Origin of the sequence: Eubacterium sp. AF16-48, assembly GCF_003479405.1 — a bacterium.
Taxonomy (GTDB): domain Bacteria; phylum Bacillota; class Clostridia; order Lachnospirales; family Lachnospiraceae; genus Eubacterium_G; species Eubacterium_G segne.
Window position 1 is genome coordinate 12,614 of sequence record NZ_QUHB01000002.1, and the last position, 20,489, is coordinate 33,102.

Consider the following 20,489-nt stretch of genomic DNA (forward strand, 5'->3'; position numbering starts at 1 on the left):
TAGAATATCTGTGGATGTGTATGAGAGTTGATATCTATAGGACATTTTAGAAAAGGCACTACGTTAATGAAAGTTAGTCATTAACGTGGTGCCTTTTTGTGGACAATTGTTGAGATAGTAGTTATCTGCTGCGATTGGAAAGTCAAATATAAGTGTGGCATGAAATTTGTTAGGGGACAATGTGTTTAAGAACAGTTGAAAGTGGCAATTTGAACTGGTCAATGGTACCCACCCCGGAAAAACAAATAAATTTGCTATTATGGGAAAAGCACACACCATCCCTCTTCCTTAACGTCTAACTTAAAAAAATAAAAAATCTCAAATTCCCTATTGACTTTTATCAAAATGTTAGTATATTATAACTATGGTTAGAAAAAACTAACCTCTTTTGAATAGACATTTGGACTCCGAACGGGAAATGGAAGGGGTAGCTGCCTTCCATTCGGATTCCTTACTTAATTATTTCAAGACTAAAATTTATTTTTTATAGAAATATGGAGGAACATACAATGAATTATTTACAGATTGAAAAAGTCGTAGGACGTGAAATCATGGATTCAAGAGGAAATCCTACAGTAGAAGCAGAAGTTTATTTGGCAGACGGAACAGTAGGAAGAGGAACTGCACCTAGTGGAGCATCAACAGGTGAGTTTGAAGCCCTTGAGTTAAGAGATGGTGATAAAAGCAGATATCAGGGAAAGGGTGTTTTAAAAGCAGTAGAAAATATTAATACAACTATTAATGATGTGTTAAAGGGAATGGATGCATCAGATATATACGCAGTTGACAAGGCTATGATTGAAGCAGACGGAACTAAAGATAAATCAAATCTTGGAGCAAATGCCATTTTGGCAGTTTCAATTGCCAGTGCCAGAGCAGCTGCAATATCATTAGACATTCCTTTGTATAGATTTTTAGGAGGAATATCAGGAAACAGACTTCCGGTTCCAATGATGAACATTTTAAACGGTGGAGCTCATGCGGCAAACACTGTAGACGTTCAGGAATTTATGATAATGCCGGCAGGGGCAGAAACATTTAAAGAAGCTCTTAGATGGTGTGCAGAGGTATTTCATCAGTTAAGCACATTATTAAAAGAAAAAGGATTTGCTACATCGGTGGGTGACGAAGGCGGATTTGCACCGGACTTAAAGAGTGACGAAGAAGCTATTGAATATATTTTAAAGGCAATTGAAAAAGCAGGCTACCAGCCGGGAAAAGATTTTATGTTGGCAATGGATGCTGCTTCTAGCGAATGGAAAGGGGAAAAGAAAGGCGAGTATATTTTACCAAAAGCAGGCACAAAATATACATCAAATGAACTTATTGAGCATTGGAAAAAGTTAGTTGACAAATATCCAATCATCTCAATTGAAGATGCGTTAGATGAAGAAGATTGGAAAGGATGGCAGGTTCTTACAAAAGAATTAGGAGACAAGGTTCAGTTAGTAGGAGATGACTTGTTTGTAACTAACACTGAAAGATTAGGAAAAGGTATAGAATTAGGATGTGGAAATTCAATCCTTATTAAATTAAATCAGATTGGCTCAGTATCAGAAACTTTAGAGGCAATTAAAATGGCACACAAGGCAGGATACACCGCAATATCATCTCATCGTTCCGGTGAAACTGAAGATACAACTATAGCTGATTTGGCAGTGGCTCTTAATACATGCCAGATTAAAACAGGAGCACCAAGCAGAACTGAACGTGTGGCAAAATACAATCAGTTATTAAGAATTGAAGAAGAATTAAAAGATGCGGCAGTTTATCCGGGTATGGCAGCTTTTAACGTGAAAAGGTAAAAAACATGCTTGAAAAATATCTTATTGAATGGTGTTCTTCCACTCTGGCATCTCTAAAAACCGCCAGTTTATTCAACTGGTTTTATACATGGGATGGATTAACAAGGGAAGACGTTTACAAAAATGTAAAAGACATGAACACGATATTTGAAGAAAAAGGAATAAGCATAGAAATATTGCGGGAAAATGAAAAATCAGCATTAATATATGTATATAGGACTAATAGACTGCAAGAGGATTTGAAGCAGGAGAAGACATGGGAGCTGCTAAAAAAATGTGGGTATACATGTTGTGATGTAAAGTATTCCATTGCACATTTGAAAGAGAGGCTTAGAAATTTAAATGACTTTCCCCATGAAATCGGATTGTTTTTGGATTATCCGGTGGAAGATGTTATTGGATTTATTGAAAATAAAGGGGATAATTTCAAGTGTTGTGGTTATTGGAAGGTTTATGGCGACGAATCGGCAGCAGTGAAACAATTTGCCAGATATGATAAGTGCAGATTGATTTATACAAAACTATGGAATGCCGGAAGAAGCATTTTGAAGCTTACAGTGGCAGCGTAAAATGGATAATTCCTTACTATAGCTAAGGAGTATTAACCATAAATATATTGTGGCAGAAAGGAATAAGATTAATGAGTAAAGTGGCAGTAGTTTTTTGGAGTGGAACAGGAAATACAGGAGTTATGGCAACTAATGTTGCAGAAGGAGCAAAGGAAGCAGGAGCACAGGCAGATGTAATATTTGTATCTGATTTTAGTGCTGATAAGATGGATGAATATGATGCCATAGCTTTCGGATGTCCTTCAATGGGAGCTGAACAGTTAGAAGAAGGTGAATTTGAACCTGTATTTGCACAGTGCGAGGCGAAGCTAAATGGCAAAAAAATAGCACTTTTTGGCTCTTATGGATGGGGCGATGGTGAGTGGATGAGAAACTGGGATGAGACATGCAGAAATGATGGTGCTGTTATGGCATGTGATTTTGTTATATGCAATGAAGCACCGGATGATGAAGCAATTGATGCGTGCAAGGCTTTGGGCAAAGCGTTAGCATAGATTTTCTCCAATTTAATTCGCCGGGAAACCGGCAACTCAAATACTTAATAATATGCCGGAATGTGTAGACAGCATTCCGGTGTATTTTTTTTTATTGCAACAAAATCTATATTTCCGTACACTACATATATGAAAAGATTAATTAATCATAATAAAAGGGAAAAGGTACCAATATGAAATATGATAAACAGGACGTAGTCCTTGCAATGGGAAATGACAAAAAAGCTTTTGAAAGGTTATATTGCTCCATCAACAATGATTTGTATAAGATGGGCATTTACATAATGGGAGATGTTTTGTTAGCACAGGAGGTGGTAAGTGACACTGTGCTAGATGCCCTGACAGGTATAACAAAATTAAAAAATCCTGATAGCTTTGAGCCGTGGATATTAAAAATATTAACAACTAAATGTAACAGGAAGATAAAGGACAAGTATAATAAGTTTTCAGTTTTTAATCCAAAGTCAAAAACCATGGAAGATGTGGAGTTAAGGGAAAGCACAAAATATGAAGATAGGGAAGAAGCAACAGATATACAGATAGCGCTATCAAAATTAAATAAAACAGACAGAATCATTGTTTCACTATGTGTGGTGGAGGGATACAAAAGCCACGAAGTGGGAAAGATTTTGTCCATGAACCCGTCAACAGTAAGAACAAGGCTGAACAGAGGTCTTGAAAAAATGAGAGAATATTTGGAGGTGCAGTAATGAGCAGAAATTTTGAAGATTTTGACGAAAAAAATATTGAGATAGCCAAAATGTTAATAAATGACAGCGAAAAGATAACAATTGATGAAAAAACTAATGAAAAGATAATAAAAAGTATTAGAAACGGAAGAAAAAAGAAATTTACCGGAATTTATAAAATGGCAACAGCAGTGGCGGCATGTATTGTACTTGTGGCAGGAATGACAATATGGAATCATGTTAATACCAAAGAAGTATATAGAAGCAGCGGTGAAAAAATGTACGCCGATAATTACGCTACCCTATCTAAGATTAATAAAAATGTTCAGGGAGGAAAATTCGCAGATTCCTATGATGAGATTAAGTCAAGGCTTAAGGAAGAAGTACCTGGATATAAAGACAATGAACGGGGCGTTAAAAAGTCTACAGATGCTGCAACAGATGGTATAAGCAGAAGCACAGGTACAGGAAAAAACAATTATTCAAAAACTAATGAGCAGACTGAAGGTGTCCATGAGGGGGATAGTGTAAAAACTGACGGAAAGTACATTTATACCCTAACGGAAAAATGTAAAAAAAATGGAGAGTTTGCCTATAATAAGGTTGTGATTACTGAGGCAACTAACGGAAATATGAAAAATATATCCACAATAATGTTTGATGAGAAAACAGTGGGAAAACAGACCAGTGTAAGGGAAATATATGTGGAAAATAACCGTTTAGTAGCCATTGCTTCAACTATCAACAGGATAGCAACATGTGGAGTTGTAGACGATGTAATAGCACGAAATAAAAAAAGTAAAACATATATCCTGATTTATGATATATCCGACATTAAAAATCCGAAGCTTATAAGTAAAAACAATCAGGATGGAAGTGTAGCTGAAACAAGGATTGTCAATGGATATCTGTATACAATATCTTCATGGGATGCCGATAAGGATGACTGCATACCTTATGTCAACGAAAAAAAGGTGGAATGTAAGGATATTTTTATACCGGATGTTTCAGAGGACAATTCCTATTCAATAATTACTTCAATTAACATTGATACAGCTAAGAAAATAGAAAATAGTGTATCTGTTTTAGGTAGCAGCAGTGATGTTTATGTTAGTGGAAATAATATTTATCTTATAAGCCAGGTGTTTGATGAAGAGGATGTTTCAGATGATGAAAACTATAAAGCAAAAATTGATAAATACGTAAAAAATAAGAAAATAGACTTAAATAAAAAGACAAAAATAAAATATCACTACGCATTAGATAAAATAAAGGCGGATACTAAGAAACGTCAGGTAAAAGCCATAAAAAGAAGTGATAAATCGGAAATAATAAAATATTCATATAAGGATGGAAAAATAACCTTTATAGCAGGAACCGGTATTAATGGAAGAATCGATGACAGGTTTTCTTTAGATGAAAAGGATGGATACTTAAGATTAGTTGCTCATGTTAGTGAAGGAGTCACTTTGGAGGATTCATATGTATATTACAAAGATGGAAAGCAGGTGGATGATGAGTGTATAGATGACAAGGTTATAACATCAACTGAAAATAATTCAGTTTATACCTTTGACAGTGCCATGAAGAAAAAGGGTGAAATTTTAGGTCTGGCAAAGAATGAGGATATATATGCTGCAAGATATTTAGGCAATTATGGTTATTTTGTAACCTATGAACAGACAGATCCTCTGTTTACAGTTGATTTTACCGATATGGCAAATCCAAAGATAACAGGAGCTCTTAAAATTCCGGGATATTCTGATTATCTCCAGATGTTTGACGAAAATAACATGCTGGGAATTGGAGTTAACGATGAAAATGAACCATCTAAGCTTAAAATTGACATGTATGGAATTTCTGGAAAGAAGGCAGAGAGAAAGGCTTCTTACACGGTGAAAAAAGAGTCTGACAGCGATGCACTTTACGATTCTAAAGCATTGTTAGCAGATAGTGAAAAAAATATTATAGGGATTCCTGTTTATGAGGACAACTACAGTGATGAGTACTATTCAGAAGACGTGTATTACTATTTGTTTAAGTATGAAAATAACAGGTTCAAACAACTTTTAAGATTAAAGTTAGGAGAGCAGGAGTATAGCGATGTCAGGGGATTTTATATAGATAATTATTTGTATGTTACAGATTGCAGCAAAGCAATATGGGCTGTTAATATGGCAGACTATAGTGTAAAAGGAAAAATCAGTATAAAATAATTAAATCTGCTAATAATGGTAATAAAATATTGTGGGGGAGAAGAATGGAAAAAGTAAAATTACCATTATTAAATGATGAAGGATATTATGAAATAAGAATAGAAAGCATAGGTGGTTTAGGAGCTAACCTTTGCGGAAAAATGTTAGGAGAACTGGCACTAAAGTTTTTGGGACTTAATAGTGCCGGTTTTTCAAGTTATGGCTCAGAAAAAACAGGTACTCCTGTAAAGGCATATGTAAGATATTGCAGAAAGGATATGGAAATCAGGCTAAATTCACCGGTTAAAAGACCTCATATGCTCTGCATATTCCATGAGGCATTAATGCAAAATCCTGAGATTTTTAACGGATGTAGTAATGATACGGTTATTGTAATTAATTCTGACATAGCACCTGAAAATATAATTAATTCCTACCTTAAGGCAAATGAAATATCCGGGGCAAGGCTGGTATGTGTTCCGGCACTTTCCATAGCCATGGAAACCAAATCGAGAATTAACGTTGTAATGTTAGGTGCCATGGCAAAAGCAAGCGGTTTTATTCCCATGGAGTGCGTTAATAAAATATGCAGTGAAATATTAGGGGCAAAGTACCCTGATGTGCTGGAAAATAATTTGCAGGGAATATATAGAGGATATAATGAAGCCATCCAATGTAATATTCCTAATTATAAGATTACCTCAAATTCAAAAGAAAATGGCAATTCTAAGGGATATGAAAACATGCTTACAGGGGGAGTAAATTTAAGTACGGGAAGCACCATAACTAATGATTTGTCCCCATCCAGGCAAGGGTATATTCCGGTGTTTATAAAGGAGAGATGCATTAATTGCGGAATGTGCGATGTAACCTGCCCTGATATGGTTTTTCAGTTTGAAAAAGGAACTTATAAGGGGAAGGAAATGATGGTGAATAAAGGACTTGATTATTTTCATTGTAAAGGCTGTTTAAGATGCGTGGAAATATGCCCTACCCAGGCTTTAATAAAGGAAAAAGAGAAAGATTATAGTGTGAAGCCGTGGTTTATTCCCAACATAGAACTTAAGGAAACACCGGATTGTTATGAAAAGACAGGTGCCGACGGATATATTACATCGGAGGCTTTTTTAGATGAAAAAAGAATAGAAGGGGGAGAAGTTTAAGATATGAAGGAACAGGTGGAAAAATATTTATCAGGAAATGAGGCTGCAGCGTTGGCAGTGAAACAAATAGGGTATGACATAATGGGTTATTACCCAATTACTCCTTCTACTCAAATTGCAGAAAATCTGGATTTAATGGGGGCTAAGGGAGAAGTTGACATAACTATGATTCCGGCAGAAGGAGAGCATAGTGCAGCAGGAATATGTTACGGAGCATCGGCAGCAGGGGCAAGGGCTTTTAATGCCACAAGTGCCAATGGACTTTTGTATGCCCTAGAGCAGTTTCCGGTGCAATCAGGTACAAGGTATCCCATGGTAATGAATGTGGCGTGTCGTACGGTTTCGGGGCCTTTATCCATTAAGGGAGACCATAGCGACATTATGTTTATGCTAAATACCGGGTGGATTATTCTATTTGCCCATAGTGTGCAGCAGGTTTACGATTTTAATATTATTGCCACTAAATTAGGAGAAAGTGTCAGCCTGCCGGTGGTAGTGGCATATGACGGCTTTTTTACCAGCCATCAGAAAAAACGAAGCTATAGCTTCAAATCAGATGAAGACGTAAAGAATTTTGTGGGAAAAAAGAAGGAAAAACATGATTTATTAGACCTTGAAAATCCCATAACCATTGGTTCATACATGAATGAGCCTGATTTAATAAATAACAGATTTCAGTTGTATGAGGCAGTGACCTTAGCAGGAAAGAGACTTGATGAAATATTTAAAAGCTATGAAAATTTATCACAACGACATTATGAAATGGTGGAGGAGTATAAGGTAAAGGATGCTGAAATTGTTATGATACTGTTAGGCTCTGCCTTTGACACAGTTACAGTGGCAGTTGATAAATTAAGAAAAGAGGGAATAAAAGCAGGCGTCATTACCCTTGATGTAATCCGCCCCTTTCCCATTGATGAAGTTGTTAAAAGGGTTAAAGATAAATGTAAAATACTTGTGGCAGACAGACAGGACAGCTATGGGGCTAATGGGGGAAATCTATCCTTAGAAGTTAGGGCGGCATTTCAAAGAAAAAAGAAAAATGTGGAAATTAAATCAGTGGTATATGGCTTAGGTGGTATTGACTTTGACGTATCTGATGGAAGATGGCTTTTGGAGCAATATGATAATCTCCCTGATTTTAGTTATTATGGCGTAACAAAAGGCGGCAAAGAAAAAGTACAGGATAATCTTCTTAAAAAGATAGATAAAGAAAGAACAATGTTAGGCATTACGGAAGTAAAAAATACCGGAGAGGGTTTAATGGTAAAGGGGGGACAGATTAATGCCACAACGGCAATGCCTGATAGAATTGCACCGGGACATGGAGCCTGTCCGGGGTGCGGAATATTAGTAAATTTAAATCTTCTTCTTAGGGCAATTGAAGACCCGGTGGTGCTTTTGTTTCAGACAGGCTGTGGAATGATTATAACCACTGCATATCCTAAAACATCTTTCAGGGTTCCTTATATTCATAATCTTTTTCAAAACGGGGCTGCCACCATGAGCGGAATAGTAGAAGCCTGTAAAAGAAGACAGGAGAAAGGGGAAATACCTAAAGGAGACATTGTTTTTATAATGGTAACCGGCGATGGAGGCATGGATATAGGTATGGGGTCAGCCATTGGAACAGCCTTAAGAGGCCATAACATGATTATATTTGAGTATGATAATGGAGGATACATGAATACCGGCTACCAGTTGTCTTATTCTACTCCTAAAGGGGCAAAAAGTGCTACATCCCATGTGGGACCTCTTCAATACGGAAAGACATTTTTTAATAAGGACATGCCGGAAATAATGGCAGCGGCTAATATTCCTTACGTGGCAACGGTGGCAGAGTGCAATCCTAAGGATTTTATTACTAAGGCTGCAAAGGCGGCGTATTATGCCAAAAATCAGGGAATGGCATATATAAAAGCACTATCAGCCTGTCCTCTCAATTGGAATGACAACCCTGCCACAGAAAGGGCGGTTATAGAAGCAGCAGTGAATTGTGGATATTTTCCATTATATGAAGTGGAGAAGGGAATTACTAAACTTAATTATAATCATGAAAACAGCAACAAAAAAATGCCTGTAAAACAGTGGTTTTCCATGATGGGAAGAACCAGGCATTTAGTAAAAGAGGAATATAGTAGTGTAGTTGAGGAAATTCAAAAAGAAATTGATGAAAGGTTTAGAAAACTAAAGGAAAAATCAGTTTCCATAAACATAAAAATGTGATACACTAAAGTCTGATAAAAAACCAAAAGAGGAATATTATGGATATTTATTACTTTAATATTACACCTTTAAGAAATAAATTTATCTTTGAAAGGAATTTAAGTAAGGTAAGTAAGAAACGTCAGGAGAAAATTGCCAGACTTAAAAGAAACGATGACAAATTAAGGTGTTTAGGAGCAGGGCTTCTAATTGAATTTATAAAAGAAAAGTATAATATAAATGACGAAATAGTAATTGATAAATTTGGAAAACCTCATTTTTTGAGAACTAAGGATTCTTTTAATATTTCACATTCAGGAAATTATGTGGTTATAGCAGTTTCAAGGTTTAATATTGGAATTGATATTCAGAGAATGGAAAAAAACAATCAGCTAGTGGCTGAGCGGAATTTCCACCAAAATGAATGTACCTATATAAACGAGGGAGAAGATGAAAATGTTAAAACCCAGAGGTTTTATGAGGTTTGGACAGTTAAGGAAGCCTATTTGAAAAATGTAGGTATAGGTCTTAGAAAACCTCTTAATTCTTTTGAAGTAAATTTTGCCGAAGGAAAGGCAAAGATTATGGATAATCCGGGATATGAGATTTTACAGATGAAATTAGATGAAAGATATATTATGTCTGTTTGTGCAGATATAAGGGATAAGGAACTTAATATAGAAGAAGTTGCATTTTAAAAAAGTTTTCACTTTAATTTACATTAAGGTGAAAACTTTTTGTATAATGGGAAACTCCCATATAGATTTTATATTCTTTAATTCTCCCAGCGACCGGAGGCTCCACATGGAAGCACCAATCCGTTAGATGTTACATTAAGTCCGATTTCATCGGCAGTAACGTGACCACCAAATTTTTTTACAATGGCTGTATTAATCATATAACTTAAAACTGCCGGCTGTAATCCGGTGGTATATGAATTTATAAGGAAGAAAAGAGGGTCATCGCTTAAAATGTTAGTACACAGTTCAATAAATGGAAAAATATTCTCCTCTATTTTCCATGTTTCTCCTTTAGGGCCTCTTCCGTAGGAAGGAGGGTCCATAATAATGGCATCGTATTTGTTCCCACGTCTTATTTCACGTTCCACAAACTTTACACAGTCATCTACTAACCATCTTACAGGGCGGTCTGCTAAATTAGACGAAACAGCATTTTCCTTCGCCCAGGTTACCATACCCTTTGATGCATCTACGTGAGTAACCATGGCACCGGCTTCAAGGGCTGCCAAAGTGGCACCACCTGTGTAGGCAAAAAGATTTAAAACCTTAACCGGTCTGTTGGCGTTTTTTATTTTTTCAGAAAACCAGTCCCAGTTAGTTGCCTGCTCTGGGAAAAGCCCTGTATGCTTAAAACTAAAAGGCTTAAGGTTAAATGTAAGGTTCTTATAATTAATAGTCCACTGCTCAGGCAAATCAAAGAAATCCCATTGACCGCCACCTTTGTTGCTGCGGTGATAATGTCCGTTTAATTTTTCCCATCTATAATCTTTCTTAGGAGTATTCCAGATAACCTGAGGGTCAGGTCTTAACAAAATGTAATCTCCCCAACGCTCAAGCTTCTCTCCTGAAGAAGTATCAATAACTTCATAATCTTTCCAATTATCTGCTATCCACATAACGTATTTCCTCCTATTATAATAGTAGGTTTAAATCAACCGGATATATATTAACATAATAATGATATGAGTGTCAAAAGTAAATTTGTTGCCCATTGAGGCAATGGAATTGGAAGAATCAAAATGACTTTGTCATACAGGGATAATTCATTTTTTTACACTGATAGTAAAAAATCCCATCTACCTGATGCATTTGGGCATATGAAATTAGCTTCCACCAATCCACATTTCTTTCTATAACAGTCTTTCGTTTGTTTAAATGATCTGCAAGTATTTTTATAAATATCTTTTAATGTTGAAAAACTTCCGTTTACAGATTTAAGAGGAACATCAGATAAAGTGTATCATATAATATTGGATAATTTTCCTGCGAATGGATTTGACGATAAATTGACACTTACAATTGCTGAAAAGGATAATTGCTCAAAAAAGTGTGAATTTGAGTTTAGCGTTATTGGATATTGTTATGAAATGATTAATAATGGTGGAATAGCAGCATTAGGATTATCAACTGAAAAACAGCAGGATACGAAATATTTTCTAAATTCGTTATGTTACTATAATACTTACGCAAATAAATACTTCCAAAATCATCAATATATAAAAGATAATGAAACAAATAAATGATGTATAACAAACGAAGTTTTTTTACAGACCGTTAATACGAGGAATAGACAGTTTAAAAAAACTAAAAAAAGTTTTGGTCTGACTTCCGTTAGACTAAAATTAAATTTATACAGTCTAAGATAAGAAGTGCGCGAACCTCAATTCCGCTTCGCTGAAATTCGGTTGGGGATTACGCAAGGTATGCTCCTGTTTTTTACAGTTGTAAAAAGGGAAAAGTCCTACAACCAGTGTAAATATGCTGTTTGTAGGACTTTATTTATATCAAAGTATGTGGCTGTTTTTGTTTCTTTCGGGTTAAATGTAAAATTTTTCTGATATTTTTTTGAGAAAAAAGTACACTTTCTAAAAAATAAGGTGCTAGAATTAAAATTTAAATGTGTTAAATTAAGATAGAATATTGAAATGTATACTCTAGAGAGGAATGCAACAAAAAAGAAAGGAAAATAAAAAATGATAAGTAGGAAAATAAAAACGTTCAGTCTGATTCTGGCAGTGCTGATGGTGGTCACTCTGATTGCACCCAAAGCAGATTTTACTGAAAGGCCATCTGTTTCAGGAACAGAAACAGAACTGAAAGAATTTACTGTTAGTGACAAAGATTTAAAAGAAATTGTTGTCGCAGCAAAAAAAGATGGCAGTAAAGCAGCAGCCAGAGTAAATGAACTAAATGGAAATGATTTTGAGGTGGCAGTGAACAAAATACTCACGGAATATTATAAAGACGGAAATACAGACTGTTGTAAGGCATTTGAAGAAAATGTAAATGCAAAAGCTGCAGGTATTATAAAGGGATATAAAGAAGCTGCCAAAGAGAGAAAGAATGCAGACAAACTTTCTTATGAGGCAGGGACATCCATTTTAACTTTTGGTGCGGACATTTCAAAACAGAAAATTAAAGACATTGTTGCTGATCAGTACGGAGAATGTGAGTATATATATAAATGTACGGATGGAACATATATTGTTAAAGTAAAAAACTCTTTGGGTCTTACAGTGGACAAGGCAGTTGATGCTTATGGAGCCTATGATGAAACAATGCAGGTTGCAAGAAATGATAAGGTTGAGCAGATTTCGGAAGCATATGAATTGGTGAATGATACATATGCGGCAAACCAGTATTATTTAAGAACGATGAAGGTGGTAGATGCATGGCAGTATATCCGAGGCGTCAACCATTCAAAGGTCAAAGTGGCAGTAATAGATGGTGGCGCAGATTTAAATAGTGCAGACCTTCAGGCAAGTTCAAGTTTGTCGGCAGAAATTTTGAGTGATGGTAGTTATATTCCGTTAAGACAAAGTACATCTATGTACAATAATAATCATGGCACTGCTGTAGCAGGTGTTCTTGCGGGAACCGCAAATAATGGAACGCAGATTGCAGGAGTCGCAAGCTGTATTAATAATGATGTTGCTGAATTAATTAACGTTAAAATTGAGATGTATGTGGATAAGATTGCAGTGGGGCTTGATTATGCCAGACAGGTAGGAGCAAAGGTTGCCAATCTCAGCCTCGCCCATGAGGGGGCAAACGATGTAGAAGAGGCTGCAATTAATAACTTTGTTGCAGCAGGTGGAACAGTTGTAGCCGGTGCAGGAAACAATGGATCTGACGTTGCAACGTATCCATCGGATTATGCAAACACGATTTCCGTAATATCTGTTGATGAGAGTTATAATATTGCAGCAACCAGTAACCGGGGATGGAATAAGGATATCTGTGCACCGGGGGTAGCAATATATGCACCGAATATAACAGGCTCAGGTTCAGATACCATTGTTGCAGGAGGAACCTCCTTTGCGTCTCCTATGGTGTCGGCTATTGTAACGATGATGTACAGCGTGAACGCAGGGTTAAATAGTAATACCGTAAAAAATATTCTTATTAATACTGCCAAAGACTTAGGAGACTCCGGCAGAGATTATACATATGCCTATGGATTTGCAAATGCTTATGCAGCAGTAGTATCCGCAGCAGGTGGTACTGTAGAAGAAACAACAACCACGGTATCATCTGACACTCCTTCAGGATATACCACTGCAGGAGCAAATTGGACAAATTTGAATTATTGGTCTGTATACTTTGCATCAGATTGGGGTGGTAATCCGACAGGAAGCTATAAAGATGGTGGTTCCTACAACGACTTTGGAGTTTATGTTAACAAATATAGTGGAGCTGAGTGGGGAGTTCAGATGAAGACTCATATACTTAGCACAACAATAGGAAAAACATACACATGTAAAGTATCTGCAACATTTAATTCGGATATGACAGATACAATTACATTTAAGGATGAGGGGACGCAGACAGCAAAAAAATATACACTTGTGAATGGAACTAATAATTTTGAGATTGATTTCACACCGACAGCAGATAATACGCAAATATTTATAGATTTAGGAAAAGTACCTGCGGGTGGAAATTTTGTAATCACAAGCTTTTCCCTTGAAGAAAAGGAAGAGACGACAACAAAAGTATTTGATGCTTTTGGTATTATAGAGGCTGAACAGTTTACTTCCAACCAGGGAGGGGTAGTGGATACAAATAGCAGTGCCAGCGGTGGACATAATATTGGAGGTGTTTCAAATGGAGTATATATGACGTATGAAAATGTTAACTTTAATGAAAATGCAAGTGCAATAGAATTTTGTTATTCCAGTCCAACAGGAACAGCTCTTGGAAATGCCGAGATATATGTGGATGATTTTGATAATAAAGTTGGAACAATTGTTCTTACCAATAATGCTTCGTCGTGGCAGGAATACGGAAATGTTACTGCAAATCTTGACAGCGAAATATCTGCGGGAAGCCATATAGTATATGTAAAATACGTTACTACAGGTGATTACTATTATGTGGCAAATGTTGATTATTTTAAGTTTATAAAAGAATCGGATATTGTAACAGAGGAACCAACAACGGAAGAGCCAACAACAGAAAAAATGACGGCGCAGGAAGAAACAACAAAGACTATAAATACAATAAACGGTGGAATAGAAGTAAACGGATATCAGATAAGTGCCACAACAAAGGGTATGCGCGTGGTTTATTCTGTGGATAGTGAAATTAATGGAAAAGAAGTTGTAAGTTCAGGACTGATATATTCTCTGGCAGATTATGTGGATGCATCGGAACTGTATGTAGGAAGTTCAAGTTATTATGTATGCAGTTATGAAAGTACATCTGCGGGCAAGTCAGATAGAGTGTTTTCGGATTCGGATATTGCTACAAGTTATGCAATGACAATGAAATTTGCTGCAGGTACAGCTCCAGAGTATAGTGATAAATGGAGAATCCGTGCATATGCAAAACTATCCGATGGAACTTATGTATATACAGATTCATATACATATACGATTTATGATGTGGCTGATATATTATATCAGGGATGTAAGATGAATTCAAAAGAGCATCATGAATACTTATATAATGATATTTTATCAGTAGTGAACAAGGAGTATAAGACAAAAGATTACGACTGGAGCAGTACAGTTGTGAAAGGATAAGTGTTGATTTTTATATGGCATCTCTCTAAGATTTAGAGGGATGCTAATTTTTCATATTTTTTATGGAAAAAAATTGGAATAGGGGTTGATTTTTGAAACAGTGTATGCTAAACTGTTCCTTGCTGTGACATTGATAGCGTAGAAGCGAGAGGTTGCTGCACCAGATGCAGGTTTTCCGTGGAGCGAATGTCAAGTTAGAAAACTGGCGACAAGTCACTGTACAAAAATCAGTCCACCGAGGTAGTGGAAACACCGTGTTTATGGCCCTTTGATTTGGGACACACACGGAAAGGTTGTACGGTCACCGCTTGTCGTGCTAAATAGTACGAAAAGGAGGCGGCTTTTTTTATGGCACAAGTAATGAGAATTACACTTAAGGCTTACGATCACAAATTAGTAGATCAGTCAGCAAAGAAAATTGTTGAAACTGCAAAGAAAACAGGAACTGAAGTGAGTGGTCCTGTACCTCTTCCAACAAAGAAGGAAGTAGTTACAATTCTTAGAGCTGTACACAAGTACAAAGACTCTAGAGAGCAGTTTGAACAGAGAACTCACAAGAGACTTATCGATATCGTAGCTCCAAACCAGAAGGCAGTTGAAGCTTTATCAAGATTAGAAATGCCAGCAGGTGTGTACATCGATATTAAGATGAAGAACGACAAATAATTTTAGAGAGTTATCCTTGAAGGTTTATATAGTAACTAATAGTTACGGAAACTGTTCTAGGATGATCGCGGTAAGCGATCCGCTGTAGATTAACAGGAGGTAATTAAAATGAAGAAAGCTATTTTAGCTACAAAAGTTGGTATGACTCAGATATTCAACGAGAATGGTGAATTAGTACCTGTGACTGTTCTTCAGGCAGGACCATGTGTTGTTACTCAGGTAAAAACAGTGGAAAATGACGGATACAGTGCAGTACAGGTTGGATTCCAGGATATCAGAGAAAAGCTTGTTAACAAACCTGTTAAAGGTATGTTTGACAAGGCAGGAGTTTCTTACAAGAGATATGTAAGAGAATTCAAACTTGAAGGAGAATACGCAGTTAAAGATGAAATCAAGGCTGACGTATTTGAAGCAGGAGATAAGGTTGACGCTACTGCAATTGCAAAGGGAAAAGGCTTCCAGGGCGCAATCAAGAGACACGGACAGTCAAGAGGACCTATGGCTCATGGTTCTAAATACCACAGGCATGCAGGTTCAAACGGTTCATGTTCAACTCCTAGTAAGGTGTTTAAGGGCAAGAAGATGCCTGGTCACATGGGTGGCAAGAAAGTTACAACACAGAACCTTGAAATCGTTCGTGTTGACGCAGAAAAGAATTTACTCTTAGTTAAAGGTGCTATACCGGGACCTAAGAAAGCTTTAGTAACAATTAAAGAATCAGTTAAAGCCGGTAAGTAGTATTTGAAAGGAGGAACACACAGATGGCAACAGTATCTGTTTTAAATATGGAAGGAAGCGAAGTTGGAACAATAGAACTTAGCGATGCAGTATTTGGTGTTGAAGTTAATGAAAACTTAGTACATCAGGCAGTATTGAACCAGCTCGCAAATAACCGTCAGGGTACACAGAAAGCTAAAACCCGTTCAGAGGTTAGCGGTGGCGGAAGAAAGCCATGGAGACAGAAAGGAACAGGTCATGCAAGACAGGGTTCAACAAGATCTCCACAGTGGACAGGTGGCGGAGTTGTATTTGCTCCAACACCTAGAGATTATTCATTTAAGATGAATAAGAAAGAAAAGAGAATTGCTCTTAAGTCAGCATTGACATCAAGAGTTAACGAAGGAAAATTAATCGTAGTTGACGAGCTTAAGTTTGAAGCTCCAAAGACAAAAGAATTTGCAAAGGTTATGGCAAACTTAAAAGCTAACAAAGCTTTAGTAGTATTAAGCGAGAACGATGCAAATGTTGTAAAGTCAGCTAAGAACATCCCTACAGTAAAGACAGCTTTAACAAATACTATTAATGTATACGACATCCTTAAGTACGATACAGTAGTTGTTGAAAAAGCAGCTGTAGAAACAATTGAGGAGGTGTACGCATAATGGCAGACCTTAAGTATTATGACGTTATACTCGCTCCTGTAATTACAGAGAAGAGTATGAACGCTATGTCAGAAAAGAAATACACATTCTACGTTCACACAGACGCAACAAAGGTTCAGGTTAAGGAAGCAGTTGAAAAAATGTTCGAAGGAGCAAAGGTTGCTAAGGTTAACACAATGAACTTAGACGGTAAGAACCGTAGAAGAGGATATGTTACAGGAAAGACCGCAAAGAGAAAGAAAGCTATTGTTCAGTTAACGGAAGATAGCGCTGATATTGAAATCTTTGCAGGACTGTAAGATAAAAGTGAAAAGGAGACTTATCACTTGGGCAGATAAATAATCTGCCGTAATGTTAAACGCAATAGAAGCGTGATAATAAATCTAGTTTGATTTTGAAAGGAGAAATAAAATGGGAATTAAGACATTTAACCCATATACACCTTCAAGAAGAGCTATGACCATGCTTGATAACGTTGAGATTACAAAGGCTACTCCAGAGAAGTCTTTAACAAAATCTCTTAAGAAAACAGCTGGTCGTAACAATCAGGGTAAAATAACAGTTAGACACCACGGTGGTGGATCTAGAAGAAAATACAGAATCATCGATTTTAAGAGAAATAAAGTTGATGTTCCGGCAACAGTTAAGAGTATCGAGTACGATCCAAACAGAACAGCTAATATTGCATTAATTAGCTATGCTGATGGAGAAAAGGCTTATATCCTTGCTCCAAGCGGATTAAAGGTTGGTGACGTACTTATGAACGGTGAAAATGCTGATGTTAAAGTTGGTAACTGCTTACCATTATCAGCTATCCCGGTTGGTACAGAAATTCATAACATTGAGTTATATCCTGGAAAGGGCGGACAGTTAGTACGTGCTGCTGGAAACGTAGCTCAGTTAATGGCTAAAGAAGGAAAGTATGCTACACTTAGACTTCCTTCAGGAGAAATGAGAATGGTTCCTATCGTTTGCCGTGCAACAATCGGTACAGTTGGAAACATTGAACACGGTCTTGTAAACATTGGTAAAGCAGGACGTAAGCGTAATATGGGTATCAGACCTACAGTTCGTGGTTCTGTTATGAACCCTAATGACCATCCACACGGTGGTGGTGAAGGACGTGCACCAGTTGGTCGTCCGGGCCCATGTACACCTTGGGGCAAACCGGCTCTTGGTTTGAAGACTCGTAAAAAGAATAAGAAGTCTAACAAGATGATCGTTAGAAGACGTGACGGAAAGAACATGAAATAGGAGGTAGAAACTAATGGCTAGATCATTAAAAAAAGGCCCATTTGCGGATGAGAGCTTATTAAAGAAAATTGATGCTATGAACGAATCAGGCGACAAGTCAGTTGTTAAGACTTGGTCAAGACGTTCAACAATTTTCCCACAGATGGTTGGACACACAATCGCTGTCCATGATGGTAGAAAGCATGTTCCAGTATATGTTACAGAAGATATGGTTGGACATAAACTTGGTGAATTTGTTTCTACTAGAACTTACAGAGGACATGGAAAAGATGAAAAGAAGGGTAAGAAATAATACCCTTTAGAATTTGAAAGGAGGTCTCATCTATGGCAAAAGGACATAGATCCCAGATAAAGAGAGAAAGAAATGCTAATAAAGATACAAGACCATCAGCAAAATTATCTTACGCTAGAGTGTCTGTACAGAAAGCATGCTTCGTATTAGATGCCATCAGAGGAAAGGATGTTCAGAGTGCTATCGGTATTCTCACATACAATCCAAGATACGCATCAAGTGTAATTTTAAAATTATTAAATTCAGCAATTGCAAATGCTGAAAACAACAATAACATGGATGTTAGTAAACTTTACATTGCAGAATGCTATGCAAATTCAGCACCTACAATGAAGAGAATTAAACCTAGAGCACAGGGTAGAGCTTATAGAATATTAAAGAGAAACAGCCACATTACAGTAGTGCTTGATGAGAGATAAGATAGGAGGCAAAGTATGGGACAGAAAGTTAATCCACATGGATTAAGAGTCGGAGTTATTAAAGACTGGGACTCAAAGTGGTATGCAGAAGCAGATTTTGCAGATAACTTAATCGAAGATTATAACATCAGAACATACCTTAAGAAGAAATTATACAACACAGGTGTTTCTAAGATTGAAATCGAAAGATCATCTGATAGAGTAAGAGTTAATGTTTATACAGCTAAGCCTGGTCTCGTAATCGGTAAGGGCGGTGCTGAAATTGAAAAAGTAAAAGCTGAAGTTCAGAAAATGACAGGAAAGAAGTTATTTATGGACGTTAAGGACGTTAAGAGACCTGACAAAGATGCTCAGTTAGTAGCTGAAAACATTGCTACACAGTTAGAAAACCGTGTAGCATTCAGAAGAGCTATGAAGTCAGCAATGTCCAGAACAATGAAGAGCGGTGCGTTAGGAATCAAGACATCTGTTTCAGGTCGTCTTGGTGGAGCTGATATGGCTCGTACTGAGTTTTATAGCGAAGGTACTATTCCACTTCAGACATTACGTGCTGATATCGACTATGGTTTCGCGGAAGCTGATACAACTTACGGAAAAGTAGGTGTAAAGGTTTGGATTTACAACGGCGAAATACTTCCAACTAAAGAAGGGAGCGATAAATAATGTTAATGCCAAAAAGAGTTAAACATAGAAAACAGTTCCGTGGTTCTATGAGAGGAAAGGCAACTAGAGGAAACAAGATTTCATATGGTGAATACGGTATCGTAGCAATGGAACCGGGCTGGATTAAGTCAAATCAGATTGAAGCAGCCAGAATCGCAATGACACGTTACGTAAAGCGTGGTGGTAAAGTTTGGATTAAGATTTTCCCAGATAAGCCGGTAACAGCAACACCAGCTGAAACTCGAATGGGTAAAGGTAAAGGTGCACTTGAATATTGGGTAGCAGTAGTTAAGCCGGGCAGAGTAATGTTTGAAATTGCCGGTGTTCCGGAAGAAACAGCAAGAGAAGCATTACGTCTTGCAACACACAAACTTCCAATTAAATGCAAGGTTGTATCTCGTGAAGATTTAGAAGGCGGTGATAACAGTGAAAATTAAGGATTATGTAGAAGATTTAAGAGGTAAATCAGCTGCAGATTTACAAGAGGAATTAGTAGCTGCTAAGAAGGAACTTTTCAATTTAAGATTCCAGAACGCAACAAACCAGTTAGATAACACAAGCAGAATTAAAGAAGTTAGAAAAAACATTGCCAGAATTCAGACTTTAATAGTCGAAAAGGCAAATGCTGCTGAATAGTTACAGGTTAATCCAATAAGAAAGGAGAATTGTTGTGGAAAGAAATTTAAGAAAGACACGTACAGGAAAAGTTGTCAGCGACAAGATGGATAAGACAATCGTTGTTGCTGTAGAGGATCATGTAAAGCATCCTTTATATAACAAAATCGTTAAGAGAACTTACAAATTAAAGGCTCACGACGAAGAAAACCAGTGCGGTATTGGTGATACAGTAAAAGTTATGGAAACAAGACCACTTTCTAAAGATAAGAGATGGAGACTTGTTGAAATTATTGAAAAGGCTAAATAGG

The 20,489-nt window shown here is 36.9% G+C and carries 22 protein-coding genes; 21 read left to right on the forward strand and 1 reads right to left on the reverse strand.

The window, feature by feature from the left end; translation table 11 throughout:
- Positions 1 to 509 precede the first annotated feature (509 nt).
- The 8 genes from eno (at position 510) to DWW68_RS02220 (ending at position 9,818) form a co-directional block, all read left to right on the forward strand.
- Positions 510 to 1,805 (forward strand): phosphopyruvate hydratase, encoded by a 1,296-nt coding sequence (gene eno / locus DWW68_RS02185; RefSeq protein WP_118588726.1) that lies wholly within the window; start codon positions 510 to 512, stop codon positions 1,803 to 1,805.
- Between the two features lie 5 nt (positions 1,806 to 1,810).
- Positions 1,811 to 2,374 (forward strand): DUF3793 family protein, encoded by a 564-nt coding sequence (locus tag DWW68_RS02190; RefSeq protein WP_021952788.1) that lies wholly within the window; start codon positions 1,811 to 1,813, stop codon positions 2,372 to 2,374.
- Positions 2,375 to 2,445: 71 nt separating this feature from the next.
- A complete protein-coding gene (locus tag DWW68_RS02195; protein ID WP_021952787.1) occupies positions 2,446 to 2,868 on the forward strand; it encodes a flavodoxin in 423 nt (140 codons plus the stop codon).
- 173 nt (positions 2,869 to 3,041) lie between these two features.
- Positions 3,042 to 3,578 carry an RNA polymerase sigma factor gene (locus DWW68_RS02200; RefSeq protein ID WP_021952786.1) on the forward strand — a complete coding sequence of 179 codons (537 nt, stop codon included), beginning with the start codon at positions 3,042 to 3,044 and terminating at the stop codon, positions 3,576 to 3,578.
- Positions 3,578 to 5,773: a beta-propeller domain-containing protein gene (locus DWW68_RS02205; protein WP_118588727.1), complete on the forward strand. Its 2,196-nt coding sequence runs from the start codon at positions 3,578 to 3,580 to the stop codon at positions 5,771 to 5,773. The genes DWW68_RS02200 and DWW68_RS02205 overlap by 1 nt, the downstream gene beginning before the upstream one ends.
- A 44-nt stretch (positions 5,774 to 5,817) precedes the next feature.
- Positions 5,818 to 6,915, forward strand: a complete 1,098-nt coding sequence (locus DWW68_RS02210) for a 2-oxoacid:acceptor oxidoreductase family protein (protein ID WP_118588728.1) — start codon at positions 5,818 to 5,820, stop codon at positions 6,913 to 6,915.
- 3 nt (positions 6,916 to 6,918) lie between these two features.
- Entirely contained in the window at positions 6,919 to 9,141 is a 2,223-nt protein-coding gene (locus DWW68_RS02215) for a thiamine pyrophosphate-dependent enzyme (protein ID WP_118588729.1), read from the forward strand.
- A 38-nt stretch (positions 9,142 to 9,179) separates the two neighbouring features.
- Positions 9,180 to 9,818 carry a 4'-phosphopantetheinyl transferase superfamily protein gene (locus tag DWW68_RS02220; RefSeq protein WP_021952782.1) on the forward strand — a complete coding sequence of 213 codons (639 nt, stop codon included), beginning with the start codon at positions 9,180 to 9,182 and terminating at the stop codon, positions 9,816 to 9,818.
- A gap of 77 nt (positions 9,819 to 9,895) precedes the next feature.
- Here DWW68_RS02220 and DWW68_RS02225 read toward each other — a convergent pair whose 3' ends face one another.
- Entirely contained in the window at positions 9,896 to 10,756 is an 861-nt protein-coding gene (locus DWW68_RS02225; protein ID WP_118588730.1) for a class I SAM-dependent methyltransferase, read from the reverse strand.
- A 339-nt stretch (positions 10,757 to 11,095) separates the two neighbouring features.
- Between DWW68_RS02225 and DWW68_RS02230 the strand changes: the two genes are divergently transcribed.
- From DWW68_RS02230 to rpsQ, 13 genes are all read left to right on the forward strand, one after another.
- Positions 11,096 to 11,383, forward strand: coding sequence for a hypothetical protein (locus tag DWW68_RS02230; RefSeq protein WP_118588731.1), 288 nt, complete (start codon positions 11,096 to 11,098; stop codon positions 11,381 to 11,383).
- Positions 11,384 to 11,833: 450 nt separating this feature from the next.
- Positions 11,834 to 14,887, forward strand: a complete 3,054-nt coding sequence (locus tag DWW68_RS02235; RefSeq protein WP_118588732.1) for a S8 family serine peptidase — start codon at positions 11,834 to 11,836, stop codon at positions 14,885 to 14,887.
- Positions 14,888 to 15,235: 348 nt separating this feature from the next.
- A complete protein-coding gene (rpsJ, locus tag DWW68_RS02240; protein WP_021952778.1) occupies positions 15,236 to 15,553 on the forward strand; it encodes a 30S ribosomal protein S10 in 318 nt (105 codons plus the stop codon).
- Positions 15,554 to 15,661: 108 nt separating this feature from the next.
- The gene (gene rplC, locus DWW68_RS02245) at positions 15,662 to 16,291 is read left to right on the forward strand and encodes a 50S ribosomal protein L3 (RefSeq protein WP_021952777.1); all 630 of its coding nucleotides are present in this window, start codon (positions 15,662 to 15,664) and stop codon (positions 16,289 to 16,291) included.
- A 23-nt stretch (positions 16,292 to 16,314) separates the two neighbouring features.
- Positions 16,315 to 16,935: a 50S ribosomal protein L4 gene (gene rplD / locus DWW68_RS02250; protein ID WP_118588733.1), complete on the forward strand. Its 621-nt coding sequence runs from the start codon at positions 16,315 to 16,317 to the stop codon at positions 16,933 to 16,935.
- Positions 16,935 to 17,234, forward strand: coding sequence for a 50S ribosomal protein L23 (gene rplW / locus DWW68_RS02255; protein WP_021952775.1), 300 nt, complete (start codon positions 16,935 to 16,937; stop codon positions 17,232 to 17,234). The genes rplD and rplW overlap by 1 nt, the downstream gene beginning before the upstream one ends.
- Before the next feature lie 112 nt (positions 17,235 to 17,346).
- Positions 17,347 to 18,189, forward strand: coding sequence for a 50S ribosomal protein L2 (rplB, locus tag DWW68_RS02260; RefSeq protein ID WP_021952774.1), 843 nt, complete (start codon positions 17,347 to 17,349; stop codon positions 18,187 to 18,189).
- A gap of 13 nt (positions 18,190 to 18,202) precedes the next feature.
- Entirely contained in the window at positions 18,203 to 18,481 is a 279-nt protein-coding gene (gene rpsS / locus DWW68_RS02265; RefSeq protein ID WP_021952773.1) for a 30S ribosomal protein S19, read from the forward strand.
- Between the two features lie 32 nt (positions 18,482 to 18,513).
- Positions 18,514 to 18,900, forward strand: coding sequence for a 50S ribosomal protein L22 (gene rplV, locus DWW68_RS02270; protein WP_021952772.1), 387 nt, complete (start codon positions 18,514 to 18,516; stop codon positions 18,898 to 18,900).
- 15 nt (positions 18,901 to 18,915) lie between these two features.
- Positions 18,916 to 19,563 carry a 30S ribosomal protein S3 gene (rpsC, locus tag DWW68_RS02275; protein ID WP_118588734.1) on the forward strand — a complete coding sequence of 216 codons (648 nt, stop codon included), beginning with the start codon at positions 18,916 to 18,918 and terminating at the stop codon, positions 19,561 to 19,563.
- Complete coding sequence (rplP, locus tag DWW68_RS02280) at positions 19,563 to 20,000, forward strand: 50S ribosomal protein L16 (RefSeq protein WP_021952770.1); 438 nt, start codon at positions 19,563 to 19,565, stop codon at positions 19,998 to 20,000. Before rpsC ends, rplP begins: the two co-directional genes overlap by 1 nt.
- Positions 19,990 to 20,199, forward strand: a complete 210-nt coding sequence (gene rpmC, locus DWW68_RS02285; protein ID WP_021952769.1) for a 50S ribosomal protein L29 — start codon at positions 19,990 to 19,992, stop codon at positions 20,197 to 20,199. Before rplP ends, rpmC begins: the two co-directional genes overlap by 11 nt.
- 28 nt (positions 20,200 to 20,227) lie before the next feature.
- The gene (gene rpsQ, locus DWW68_RS02290) at positions 20,228 to 20,488 is read left to right on the forward strand and encodes a 30S ribosomal protein S17 (protein WP_347475138.1); all 261 of its coding nucleotides are present in this window, start codon (positions 20,228 to 20,230) and stop codon (positions 20,486 to 20,488) included.
- The last annotated feature ends 1 nt before the right edge of the window (position 20,489 follow it).